We start from the raw sequence: 12,562 nt of genomic DNA on the forward strand, positions 1-12,562 counted from the left end.
TTATGAGAGTTGGGCTTTTAATTTCTGAATTTAAGGATAAAAATGTTTGCGATATGTGTCTTGGAGCAGACATTGCTGCAAGAGACCTAGGGGTTGAACTGGTCATTTTTCCGGGAAAATATATCATCACTGATAAAAACTTCAGTGATGATAATCCCTATGAATATCAGTATCAGGCAGTATTTGATTATATCTATGAGGCCGGCTTTGACGGACTTATTGTGGATATAGAGCGCATTGGAAATAGTGCGCCGATACTGAAAAAAGAAGGCTTCCTTAAGCAGTTTGGAAAAAAGCCCCTCCTTACAGTTACAGAGCTTGAAGGCTTTGAAAAGGTCGAATATAAAAAGGACACACCCTATTTTGAAATAGGCTTCCTTGCTATTGAGCAGATTCTGTCAAAGGTATCTGATAACAAGGTAAAGGCAAAGAGAAAGAGTATAAAAGAGTTTACAGCTGAAGATGTTATTAGTGTAAATAGCAGAACATCAGCTTTGGCAAAGCTTTCTTCTCAGTGCAATTATGAGGAGGATAACTATGATCTCATATTCAAAAAAATAGCTCAGGCCGGATTTAAGAATTTTGAAGTATTTCTTCTTGAAAGTCCTCAGATATGTTCAATGAAAAAGGGCTGGAAGGTACCTAAATACAGTAAGCGTATAATTACCATTCATGACGGAAAAGCTGATAAATTTGATAAGAAGACAGATATGGAAACCTCTGATATTTTTGACCTTTCCAAAATCAAGGGTACAAAAATTATAAGAAATGTTTTCAGAGGTGAGGAGCAGTATGGTCTTTTTATCATCGGATTTGAAGACAGTGTAAGAACAGGAACCTTTGATGACCTTATTACAAGCATTGTTCTTAGCGGAATAAGAATGAATTTTTTAAGAAAACGTCTTATTGATGCTGAGGAAGAGCTTACTCAGTGCCAGGAGGAGATTGCAAGAGACGGATCTGTTCTTGATCATATTGGAGATAAGGATTATCTTACCAATCTTCCTAACAGAAGAGGATTTTTCACAAAGGCATACGATCTTCTTAAAAAGGACTTCAAGGAAGGAAAATATGCTGTAGTTGCATATATAGACATGGATTCATTAAAAAACATTAATGCTATTCATGGCCATGACGAGGGCGACCACGCTGTAAAGAGAGTAGCTGATATTCTTGAAGAAGTATTTGGTAAAAAGAGTGTCTGCGGAAGAATACGTGGTGACGAATTTGCTGTAATAGAGGTTACAGACGAAGAGGATAAGGCTGAGGAACTCAGAATTGAGATGGCCCGTCAGAACAATAAGCTTCTCATGGAGAATACAAAGTATCTTAATCACTTGATCTATTCTATCTGCGAATTTGATTATGAGGAGAGTCTGTCACTTAGAGAAATGCTCAAGGAAACAGATGATAATCTCAAAAATATGCGAAGAATGGAAACTCTTGGTTAATAGTTTATAATTTATTAAGTTGTTAAAAACAATAAAAGAAGATACAATGTGCTTAACTAGTATCATTAGCATTTAATTTAGAGGATAGTAAATGGGTACTGATGCAAACGGATTAGATCCAGAACAACAGGCTTTACTTGCGAGTATTATGGGTAAGTCTTCTCAACAGGGAGCAGGCTCATTTAGTATGCCCGCAGCAGCTGGAGCTACGCCAACACCTGCCGCGGCTCCCAATCCTGCAGATAGTGGTAAGATGCTAAGTCAGGCAGAGATAGATGCACTTATAGCGTCAATGTCTAAATAATAAGATAGTTTTTGGGTGAGAAAATGTCTGTTCAAAACAATGCGAATAGTGAAGAACCACACTATAAGCATCAGATCAGAAGGCTTTTAGCTACGCTGAAATGGTTGGTGCTTGGTATTATTGTGGGAATAATCATAGGGGCAGTTGGGGCTGCCTTTTTTCATGGGATAAGACTTGCTACTGAGTTTAGAAAAACTCATAGCTTCATGATTTATCTACTACCCTTTGCAGGTCTTCTTATAGTATTTCTATACAGAATGTCCAAGGAATATGAGGACACCGGTACGAATCTTGTTATTACTACGATTTCAGCCGGTGATCACTTACCCAAAAGAAAAATACCACTGATATTTGTAGCTACAATTCTGACACACCTCTGTGGAGGAAGTGCCGGAAGAGAAAGCGCGGCGCTACAGCTTGGCGGAAGTATCGGACATAACTTCGGTGAACTGATAGGGCTTGATGAAAATGACTGCAGAATAATAACCATGTGTGGAATGAGTGCAGCCTTTGCAGCTTTATTTGGAACACCTATGGCTGCAGCATTTCTTGCGATGGAGATAGAAGCGGTTGGAGTAATGTACTATGCTGCTCTTATCCCATGCGTATTATCTGCACTGGTTTCAAGCGGTGTTGCCCAGCATTTTGGAACGGTCCCGGATGTTTTTACGGTTGAAATCGTTCCTGCTTTTTCAGTAAACACTGCTATTAAGGGTGGAATACTTGCCATACTCTGTGCGCTTATAAGTATTATATTCTGCATAGTTATGAAGAAAAGCGGAGAGCTGTACAAGAGATTCTTCAAAAATCCCTACATCAGAATATTTGTAGGTGGATGCCTGGTAGTGGTTCTCACTCTTATAGTTGGGAATAATTACTACAATGGCGCAGGAATGGATATTATAGAGCTTGCTACAAGAGGAGAATCGCCATATTTTGCCTTTGCTCTTAAGATGCTGTTTACAGCAGTTACCACGGGAGCCGGATATAAAGGCGGTGAGATCGTTCCTGCTCTGTTTATCGGAGCAACCTTTGGAAGTCTGTATTCACAGCTGTTTGGATATAATGCAGCACTTTGCTCAGCAATAGGAATGGGGGCTCTTTTCTGCGGAATTACAAACTGTCCGATTTCATCTCTTCTTCTTTGTTTCGAGATGTTTGGATATAGCGGAATGCCATATTATCTTATAGCCATTGCACTTAGCTATACATTTTCAGGCTATTACGGAGTATATGGCTCACAGAAAATTATGTATTCAAAGTTCCACAATAAATACATTAACCAGAAAACAAAGTAACAAGCAGACAGAAAAAAGCACAAGATAGTTAATTTACAGGAGAAAAAAATGTCAAAAAAGCTGGTATCATGGAACGTTAACGGACTTAGAGCATGCGTATCAAAGGGTGAATTCAATAGCTTTATGGAAAATGAAAAGCCCGATGTTATAGGACTTCAGGAGACAAAGCTCCAGGAAGGTCAGATAGAAATTGACCTGCCGGGATACTATCAATACTGGAATTACGCAGAAAAAAAGGGATATTCCGGAACAGCTCTTTTCACAAAAGAAGAGCCAATAAATGTTACCTATGGTCTTGGAATCGAGGAACATGACCATGAGGGAAGAATAATAACAGCTGAGTATCCGGAATACTACCTTATAACCGTCTATGTACCCAATGCCAAGGATGATCTGTCCAGACTGGAATACAGATGCAGATGGGAGGATGACTTCTTAAAATACGTTAAAAAGCTTGAGGAGACAAAGCCTGTTATCTACTGCGGAGATTTAAATGTAGCACATAAGGAGATAGACCTTAAAAATCCGAAGCCCAATCGTGGACACGCAGGCTTTACAGATGAAGAACGTGAGAAATTCACAAATGTGGTTAATGCAGGCCTGATCGACACCTTCAGATATTTTTATCCTGATCTTGAAGGAGCTTATTCCTGGTGGTCCTACAGATTCCAGGCGAGAGCAAAGAACGCAGGGTGGCGTATCGACTACTTTGTAACATCAAAAGCTCTTGAAGACAAAATTGAAGATGCAGTTATCTACAAGGATCAGATGGGATCAGACCACTGTCCTGTAGGACTTATACTTAAATAAAAAAATAACCTTATAATTGAGACATGTCATTTAATTCATTTTCGTTTATCTTAATATTTTTACCGATAGTGCTGATAACCTGGCACGGACTTAATCGGATCAAAATGTGGAAGCTGGCAGATCTGGCACTTATCGCAGCTTCCCTGATTTTGTACGGCCTTTTTTCAGTGAGATTTGTCTGGGTTTTAATGGTTTCATGTCTTATAAACTATGGAATATCCAGGCTAATTGTGGATAACTTCCTGAAAAAAGCAGAAATAATCCATGTAGTAGGAATTATCTTTAACATTCTTCTCTTAGGATTTTTTAAATACTCAAATTTCTTTGTTTCCAATATTTTTACAGTCATAGGAAAAGAAATCCCGGAATTAAAAATAATAATGCCTGTGGGAATAAGTTTTTACGTATTTTCACAGATAGCATTTATAACTGATATAAAGCGTGAAAAAGAAAATAAGGTAAAGGAAAATGAAAAGCTTGGAGATGTAGATTTCATAGAATATCTCATTTACATCACATATTTTCCTAAGATAGTTCAGGGACCTATAGCTCTCCCCTATGAGATAATCGGTCAGATAAGAGATACTGAAAAAAGAGCATTAAAGGCTGAGAACTTCCGAAGAGGTATAGAGCTTTTTGTAATAGGACTTTCCAAAAAGGTACTTCTTGGAGATAACCTTGCTAAGATCGCGGACTACGGATTTAAATATACCTACTATATGGATACTCTTACAGGAGCGCTGGTTCTGATATCTTATGCATTCCAGCTGTACTTTGATTTTTCCGGCTACTGCGATATGGCAGAGGGCGTAAGTCTGATGCTTGGAATAGAGCTTCCGCAGAACTTCAACTCGCCCTATAAAGCCTTCAGCGTCAGAAACCTCTGGCAGAGATGGCACATGACACTTACAAGATTTTTCGTAAGATATGTTTACATTCCTCTTGGGGGATCAAGGAAGGGAAAGCTTAGAACAGCAACTAATGTACTTATAATCTTTATCCTCAGCGGAATTTGGCACGGAGCAGGCTGGACATATATATGCTGGGGACTTGTCATGGGAATCCTGGTGGTATGGGATGACCTTGGAATCATGGCAGTCGAGGGAGATATTAAAAAGAGCTATCTACTTAGGGAAAAGCCTTTAGTTGTAATTCCCAGGATGCCTGGACAGATACTTACATTTATGATGTTCCTTGTATCACTGATATTCTTCAGATCCCAGGACATGACTTATGCACTGCAGTATTTTAAACAGCTTGTGATACCGACCTGGCCGGGATTTATGTATAAGACATCAGCAATGCTTGATATATCTGAGAACTACCTGCTTATTACCGCTGCAAATATGTATGCGAAGCAGTACACAAGCATCCTGTATCTGATCACATGGATAATTCTTCTTGTGATATCTGTTTTAGTGATAAGAGCAAAGAACGCCCATGAGATCGTGGATGAAAAGAGGAATTCAGTAGGACACGTGATCTTTATGGTCATCATTTTTATATGGTCCTTTATCTCATTATCACAGGTAAGCACATTTATATATTTCCAGTTCTGATTGTTTAAAGAGGACGATTTTTGAAAAACGGTAACAAAGACATTAATTTCATAAAAAGATTTGCGATAGCATCTCTTGTGGTTATCATACTGACAGGCGCAGTGGTATTTTGCATAGATCCTTTTTATCACTACCATAAGCCCTGGTTTGGACTTAAGGCAGTTCTTAATGACAAGGAATATCAGTGTATAGGTACCCTCAGGCACTTTGATTATGACACACTTATAGTCGGATCATCTGTTGCTGAGAATAATGACAACGGTTGGTATGACGAAGCCTTTAACTGCAAGTCAATTAAGGCGATAAGGTCTTATGGTGCAACGGCAGACCTCTGTTATCTGTTAGATGAAGCCTTTGCATCAGGTAATGATATAAAGAGGGTGTTTTATAACATAGACCCTTCATCGCTAAATGCAAGTACAGAAACCACCTACGAGATGACAGGATGCCCTATGTATCTGTACGATCATAATCCTTTTAATGATGTGCAGTATCTGTACAATAAGGGCGTAATCCTTGAGAAAATCCCATATATGATAGTTAACTCATATATAACTGACTACAATGAGAACCTGTCATATAACTGGGCAAAGTGGAAGAACTTTAGCAGCGAGAGCGCTCTTGGACTTTATTTTAGAACCAGAACCGAAACTCCCATGATGGATGAGAAGGTCTATGACGAGCAGCTTAAAGGAAATATAGAGCTTCTTACAGGTGAAGTTGAAAGACACCCTGACACAGAGTTTTATTTCTTTTTCCCTGCATATTCCATGCTCTGGTGGGACGGAATATACAGAACAGGTGAGAGGGATGCATTTATCCACTGTGAAAAGGAGATGGTTAAGAGTCTCTTACAGTATGATAATGTAAAGGTCTTCTGTTTCCAAAATGAGCAGGATGTAATAACAAATCTTGATAACTACATGGATTCAATCCATTTTTCTCCGGAGATCAATAAGCTTATGCTTGATCAGATGATAGCCGGTGAGTACCAGATGACAGAAGACAATTACGAAGAAATGCTTGATGACATGAAGAGCTTTTCGGATAAAATAGTTAATGAGCTTATTAAGCCCTACGAAGAACAGAACCTCTTAACATACGAACAGATAGAAGAATAAAAAAATATGATCAAAAAACTGCTAACAGGGGGGATAGTTGCGGTTATGGTACTGTCTATGACTTTTTCATGCGCTTGCGGGAAAAGTGGCAGTACATCACAAAAAGTAGATTCAAATACAGAGATCAATACCTATGAATTCAAAGACCTTGGCATAAATATTTCAAGTGACAGTGAGTATTCCAATTTTACCTTTGATAAAAACGGAATGTACTGCCTTAGAATGACAAAGAGTGACGGACATAGTACTTATAGCTTTTCAAGAGTCAGAAACGATGAGAAAAAGGCAGAGGAAATACTGTTAGAATCAGGTAATGTTAACCTTGAATGCCTTACTATGGGAGATGAAGGCTGTTTTTATGCCATACGAACAATATACCCGGATAAGATAGCATCTCTTAACACACCGGATGATAACAGCTATACCGGTAATGGGGAAAAGAGACTGGTTAAATACTCCTCTTCAGGAGATGAGATCTGGGCTGTAGCTTTAACGGATAATGATGAGAACTCACATATTCTGGATATTGCTTATATTAAGGGAAAAGGAATCATTACCTACTCTCAATACGGTGGATACTCTCTCTATGATGAGGATAATGGCCGTGTAAGTCTGTTGCAGATTAAGGAAGAGGGGAATCTGCATGGAGACAGGAGATTTTTCACCTCAGCTGATGGAAGAGTTTTTGTAGGGGAGACAGATGGTAAGTGGAAATATTTCCTTAGTGAGTTAGATCAAAAGAAGCTGACTCTTGGGAAGAAACATTATGCGCCGTCAGATATCGCTAACGGAAGTAATCTTTTTCCAGGAATTACCTATGACTTTTACTATTTAAACAATAATTACATATATGGTTTTAATGTTGGAGATGGCAGCTTAAAAAAAATCTGCTGCTTTGAGGACTACGGTTTTTATTCAGACAGTACGCTGCTTCTTTATGAATACGCTCAGGGGACCTTCAGACTTGTATCTAACTATGGCGCAGATACCATAAAAACTACTGAGATATCAAAGAGAAATACTCAGAGTAATGTAAAAGAGATAATCACTATCGGAACAGCTTTTACCGACGAATATGTAAAAAAGAGGATAGTTGATTTTAACGAAAGCAGTGACGAATATTTTATAAAGGTCAAGAACTACGCGGAGGAAGGATATTCAAGCTACTATTCAATATACCAGGCGATGAACAAGGATATTGAAGAGGGAAATGCGCCGGATATCATGGTTCTAAATTCCTACGCGTCCATCGATTCGTATATATCAGATGGACTTCTTGAACCCCTTGATTCATATATTGAAAATGATGAAGAGATAACTAATAAGAAATATCTTAAAAGCATTAATTCTCTTCTTAGCAGAAACGGTAAGCAGTACATGGTAATGCCTTCATTTACGGTGGCTACCTGCGCAGCTTCAAACAGTCTTCTTGAAGGAAAAGAAATAACACTTTCAAATTATATAAACCACTGTAATAAGCACAACATCAAGCTGCAGAACATGATGGGAACAAAGACCTTTGACAACGCAGAGGATCTTTATACAGCATGTGCATTTGACTTTATAGACTTTGAAAATAATACCTGTAACTTCAAGAATTACAAATTCATAGATCTTCTGATTTTCATAAGAGAGCTCAAAAGAGCACAGGAGCATAATAACCAGAAGATAGATGACAACTGCTTTAGAGATAAAAAGGCTCTTTTGCAGAGCTGCTTTATAACATCCTTTGAGGATTACAGAATTATAAAGGATGGATACTTTAGTGCAGATGTGGTTTTCAATGGCTATCCCGGAAAGGATAGAGGACTTTCATATATTGATCCGGGAATGCTATTTGGTATCAGCAGCTTAAGCTCCAACAAAGAAGCAGCCTGGGAATTTATAAGGTATTTCCTTCTTGATGAATACCAGTACAAAATAGACTGGGGATTCCCGGTAAATGAGGACGCCTTTAATGCACTGATGGAGAAGTCTGAACAGGATAAATACTACATCGATGACAGCGGCAGAAAGATAACAACCAACAGTACGGTAATAATCGGAGACAGGGAAATAACGATCACGCCTCTTAACAGAAATGAGGCGGAGAGCTTTAAAACCTTTATCTGCTCAATAGACAGACTCCGTCATCAGGACACTGAGATAATAAAGATAATAAGTGAGGCAGCAAAGCCCTACTATAACGGAGAAATAACTGCTGAGAAGGCATCAAGCCTGATACAGCACAGAGTTGAGAAATACCTTAGCAGTAATTAAAAAAACGCCCCGGATATTTTTAATGATATCCGGGGCATAATAATATACTTTTTTAAGTAGATAAGAGTAATCAATAGGTTCCCATATCATGGAACAGATCATAGGAATCCTGAAGATGCTGGCGAATGTTTGCAAAGTCTTTATTTGCTACAGCTGTATAAAGAGTATCTACAAGGAAAAGCTGCGCAAATCTTGAGCTTGTAACACCACTCTTTTTATCAATTTCAGGGGATGTGGTAAAGAGCACATGCTTACATCCCTGAGCAAGGGGACTGTTTCCGAGCTTTGTGATAGCAACTGTATCAGAGCCCCTCTCATTTGCAATCTTCAAAATCTGCATGATTTCATCGGTTTTACCTGAATCGCAGAAGAAAATGGCTACATCCTCTTTCTGGAGCTGAGCGGCATTCATGAGACTGTTATGATAATCCTCATTGTAGGTTACGTTATAGGACAGTCTCTGGAACTTAGTGAAAAGATCGTAAGCAGCAAGTGAACTGCTTCCTACACCAAATATCCTGATCATTCTTGCACCGACTATAGCGTCAACGGCTCCCTCAAAGGACTGGGAATCGAACAGTCTGTAGGTAGTCTGAATAGCCTGTGAGCTGGTAGCGCAGATGTTATCGGCTATTGCCTGCATTGATGTATATTGGTTAAGATCCTTGAACTCTATGTGAGGACCTGCTTTTTCAGCTTTCTTTGCATCTGAGAAAATCTCGCGCTTTAGACCTTTAAGTCCTGAGTAGCCAAGAGACTTGGAGAATCTGCTCCAGGTAGCCTGTGTCGTTCCTGAAGCCTCAGCAAGCTCTGCTACGGTATTGTTATATATGGTTGCATCATTCTTTAAGCAATAGTCAGCTGCTTTGCGCTCTTCTCTGGTAAGATTTGCATAAACGCTTTTAATTCTTTCTTCTAATAATGACATATTCTATCCCCTTTTCATCATAGGCGAGAATAACGTAATTAACCATTTATAGTATAACGCAAAAACAGTAATTACATTATTAAATAACAATAATATATTTAAGCATTTATTAAAATTCTATAAACGATTAAATGTGTTAAAATTATTTGGTATACTAGATATTAGGTGAGAATGCTGATTCTCTAATAGCCCTTGTCAATAACAAGAAGATTTCATTAAAGCTGAAGGAAGATGAGGCATTCTGTTTCAAACAGAAAGGAGATTTCAAATATGAAATGGGTTTGTTCAGTATGCGGTTATGTTCATGAGGGAGATCAGCCGCCGGCAGAGTGTCCGGTATGTCATGCTCCTGCAGAGAAGTTTACAAAGCAGGAAGGTGAGCTTACATGGGCAGCAGAGCATGTTGTTGGAGTAGCTAAGGGTGTTCCGGATGACATTATCGAAGATCTTAGATCTAACTTTAATGGTGAGTGCTCAGAGGTTGGTATGTATCTTGCTATGAGTCGCCAGGCTTACAGAGAGGGTTATCCCGAGGTTGGTGATTACTATGCTAAGGCTGCATGGGAAGAGGCAGAACATGCTGCTAAGTTTGCAGAGCTTCTTGGTGAGGTTCTCACAGATTCCACAAAGAAGAATCTACAGATGAGAGTAGATGCTGAGAATGGCGCTACAGCAGGTAAGGTAGATCTTGCAAAGCGTGCTAAGGCACTTGATCTTGATGCAATCCATGACACAGTCCATGAGATGGCTCGTGACGAGGCAAGACATGGCAAGGCATTTAAGGGACTCCTTGACAGATATTTTAAATAAATCGATATTATAAAAATAAGTGAGAGAAACTGTCGCATTAGTTTATAGTGCGGCAGTTTTTTCATTAATATAATAATCGACTTGTGATATAATTATTGACTATGAGGGAGCCTGCCATAGTGCAGAATAGAAAAGTCAGGGGAAATGAAAATGAAAAAAATCTTGGGGAATCTTTTACTCTTTATCACATCACTTATGTGTGTGATAGTCTTATTTGGATGTGTATCCATAAATTCGAAAGCAGCAAGGAAAGTACAGCCTGTTAAGGATCTAAAATTAATCGATGATAGATATCATTTCAAAACGGTTACAGATGGATTTTACTTCTTTTTTGTATGCTATGAAAATGAAGATGGGAAAATAAAATGTCTTGATCGATGTACTATAGGGACACTTAAAAAGAATAAAACAATAGATAGTGCTGATTTGAATTTGTTCTATAAGTATGACAAGCTTGGGAAGATCATATTTTATGTTGTTGGAAGTGATGAGGAAAAAACCACATTTAATAGGGATGAGTATCTTAAAACTTCAGAATATGCCGTATCAAGTTACCAGACAACTGTAAAAGAAAGAATGCCACAGCCTACCGGAATAACAACTAAAATAGATGAGAAAGATGGAAAAAAATGTTGGGTAGTAAGCTGGGCTGATGATGGATACGGACATGTTCTAAGATATTCCAATGCAAAAGATTATTATTTTACATCCAGTATGAATAAAAAAGTAAAGTTTAGAAAAATAGATTGGGATGTAGAAGAAGTTACTTTAAAAACTTCTTCATGTGACCTGAATAAATATGCTAATTCAGAGGTGGTCACAATTAAAAGACCTACCGAGGATTCAGATGATGAAACATCAAAAAATATTCCTGCAGATGAAAATGCTAATACAAAAGATAAAGTAGATGCGGTAAGTAAGCTGCCTATGACAGTAACTATTGATGATATAACTTATGACATCGATGTTAATGGCAATGCCTGCGCAACAAAAATCGCATCAAAAAAGAAAGCTGTTCTGGATGTAGTTACAGTGGATGGTACAACTTATCCTGTCACATCTATAGCTAAAAATGCCTGCAAAAACAATAAGAAAATAAAATCTGTGAAGATTGGCAGTAATGTTACTTCTATAGGAAAAAATGCCTTCAGGGGTTGTAAGAAACTCAAAAAGGTTACCATAAAAGCGAATAAATCCCTGAAAATAGGCAAGGGTGCTTTCAAGAAGATTAACAAAGACGCTAAGATCAAGATTAAAGGTGTAAAAGGTAGTAAAAAGAAAAAGCTCATAAAATCAATCAGTAAGTAATTTAACAGCATTGTGAAAAGATTACGCCATTAAATATTGACCCCTTAGGAGAATGAAAATAGTGTCACCTAAGGGGATAAATTATGATATATCAGCGAGAAAACTCCTTCCGACATAGTCGGTGGGGGATGAATCGCTGATCCTCAGCGATTTGATTTACTATATCGTCCTGTCTTTTCATATTTTCTTTTGTGGTCATCTGTGCGCTGGCTTTCTATATATTTTTTCACTGTCTCAAGTGAAACGGATCCGGTTGTGGCGCAAAAATAGCTCCTGCTCCAGAAAAGAGCATCTCCCCACAGAAATTTTTCTATATGTTCACGGTATTTGATCCTGACTTCTTTAGAGAGCTGGGACTTTAAGGTGTTTATCAGTTTTACCGGAGCAACATCCGGAGGCATGGAGATAAGCATGTGTATGTGGTCTTCGTCTGTCTCAGCTGAGAGCATATCGCAGTTCATCCTTCCACACAGATAAGCGGCGTGATTTTTCATGAAATCCCCCATCTCATCGGTTATCACTTTTTTTCTGTATTTAGTGACAAAAATGATATGATAGGTAAGCAGGTAAACTGAATGTGAACCTCTTCTGTAGTTATCCATAAAAACTCCATCTAAAAAGAACAAATGTTTTGATTGCTCTTGGAAATTATGCTATAATACTAATATAATCTTTTGGAAAGGAAATCTCAACTGTGTATAGGACAAGGCAGTA

Annotated in this window: 11 protein-coding genes; 9 read left to right on the forward strand and 2 right to left on the reverse strand. The window is 38.3% G+C overall.

What is annotated here, in order from left to right; genetic code table 11:
- Positions 1-2: 2 nt before the first annotated feature.
- From G587_RS0113580 to G587_RS0113610, 7 genes are all read left to right on the forward strand, one after another.
- Complete coding sequence (locus G587_RS0113580; RefSeq protein ID WP_026492703.1) at positions 3-1,451, forward strand: GGDEF domain-containing protein; 1,449 nt, start codon at positions 3-5, stop codon at positions 1,449-1,451.
- A 91-nt stretch (positions 1,452-1,542) separates the two neighbouring features.
- Positions 1,543-1,755, forward strand: a complete 213-nt coding sequence (locus G587_RS0113585) for a hypothetical protein (protein WP_026492704.1) — start codon at positions 1,543-1,545, stop codon at positions 1,753-1,755.
- A 23-nt stretch (positions 1,756-1,778) separates the two neighbouring features.
- Positions 1,779-3,053: a chloride channel protein gene (locus G587_RS0113590; RefSeq protein WP_026492705.1), complete on the forward strand. Its 1,275-nt coding sequence runs from the start codon at positions 1,779-1,781 to the stop codon at positions 3,051-3,053.
- A 48-nt stretch (positions 3,054-3,101) separates the two neighbouring features.
- Positions 3,102-3,863 (forward strand): exodeoxyribonuclease III, encoded by a 762-nt coding sequence (locus G587_RS0113595; protein ID WP_035786747.1) that lies wholly within the window; start codon positions 3,102-3,104, stop codon positions 3,861-3,863.
- 23 nt (positions 3,864-3,886) lie between these two features.
- Positions 3,887-5,422 (forward strand): MBOAT family O-acyltransferase, encoded by a 1,536-nt coding sequence (locus G587_RS0113600; RefSeq protein WP_026492707.1) that lies wholly within the window; start codon positions 3,887-3,889, stop codon positions 5,420-5,422.
- A gap of 20 nt (positions 5,423-5,442) precedes the next feature.
- Complete coding sequence (locus G587_RS0113605) at positions 5,443-6,543, forward strand: hypothetical protein (RefSeq protein ID WP_026492708.1); 1,101 nt, start codon at positions 5,443-5,445, stop codon at positions 6,541-6,543.
- Positions 6,544-6,549: 6 nt separating this feature from the next.
- Entirely contained in the window at positions 6,550-8,802 is a 2,253-nt protein-coding gene (locus tag G587_RS0113610) for an ABC transporter substrate-binding protein (RefSeq protein WP_081679457.1), read from the forward strand.
- Positions 8,803-8,872: 70 nt separating this feature from the next.
- Here the strand turns inward: G587_RS0113610 and G587_RS24580 are convergent, their stop codons facing one another.
- A complete protein-coding gene (locus tag G587_RS24580; protein WP_051201043.1) occupies positions 8,873-9,730 on the reverse strand; it encodes a MurR/RpiR family transcriptional regulator in 858 nt (285 codons plus the stop codon).
- Between the two features lie 270 nt (positions 9,731-10,000).
- Between G587_RS24580 and G587_RS0113620 the strand changes: the two genes are divergently transcribed.
- Entirely contained in the window at positions 10,001-10,540 is a 540-nt protein-coding gene (locus G587_RS0113620; protein WP_026492710.1) for an NADH peroxidase, read from the forward strand.
- A 150-nt stretch (positions 10,541-10,690) separates the two neighbouring features.
- Positions 10,691-11,848, forward strand: a complete 1,158-nt coding sequence (locus G587_RS0113625; protein WP_026492711.1) for a leucine-rich repeat protein — start codon at positions 10,691-10,693, stop codon at positions 11,846-11,848.
- A gap of 143 nt (positions 11,849-11,991) precedes the next feature.
- Here G587_RS0113625 and tnpA read toward each other — a convergent pair whose 3' ends face one another.
- Positions 11,992-12,450: an IS200/IS605 family transposase gene (tnpA, locus tag G587_RS22825; RefSeq protein WP_051201044.1), complete on the reverse strand. Its 459-nt coding sequence runs from the start codon at positions 12,448-12,450 to the stop codon at positions 11,992-11,994.
- Positions 12,451-12,562 lie beyond the last annotated feature (112 nt).

Source organism: Butyrivibrio sp. XPD2002 (assembly GCF_000423945.1).
In the GTDB taxonomy this organism is placed as follows: Bacteria; Bacillota; Clostridia; order Lachnospirales; family Lachnospiraceae; genus Butyrivibrio.

What these genes read in the sequence shown, in the direction of transcription:
- tnpA (WP_051201044.1), bottom strand. Translation starts at nt 12,450, where the DNA reads ATGGATAACTACAGAAGAGGTTCACATTCAGTTTACCTGCTTACCTAT.
- G587_RS0113590 (WP_026492705.1), top strand. Translation starts at nt 1,779, where the DNA reads ATGTCTGTTCAAAACAATGCGAATAGTGAAGAACCACACTATAAGCAT.
- G587_RS0113595 (WP_035786747.1), top strand. Translation starts at nt 3,102, where the DNA reads ATGTCAAAAAAGCTGGTATCATGGAACGTTAACGGACTTAGAGCATGC.
- G587_RS0113585 (WP_026492704.1), top strand. Translation starts at nt 1,543, where the DNA reads ATGGGTACTGATGCAAACGGATTAGATCCAGAACAACAGGCTTTACTT.
- G587_RS24580 (WP_051201043.1), bottom strand. Translation starts at nt 9,730, where the DNA reads ATGTCATTATTAGAAGAAAGAATTAAAAGCGTTTATGCAAATCTTACC.
- G587_RS0113625 (WP_026492711.1), top strand. Translation starts at nt 10,691, where the DNA reads ATGAAAAAAATCTTGGGGAATCTTTTACTCTTTATCACATCACTTATG.
- G587_RS0113620 (WP_026492710.1), top strand. Translation starts at nt 10,001, where the DNA reads ATGAAATGGGTTTGTTCAGTATGCGGTTATGTTCATGAGGGAGATCAG.
- G587_RS0113580 (WP_026492703.1), top strand. Translation starts at nt 3, where the DNA reads ATGAGAGTTGGGCTTTTAATTTCTGAATTTAAGGATAAAAATGTTTGC.
- G587_RS0113610 (WP_081679457.1), top strand. Translation starts at nt 6,550, where the DNA reads ATGATCAAAAAACTGCTAACAGGGGGGATAGTTGCGGTTATGGTACTG.
- G587_RS0113600 (WP_026492707.1), top strand. Translation starts at nt 3,887, where the DNA reads ATGTCATTTAATTCATTTTCGTTTATCTTAATATTTTTACCGATAGTG.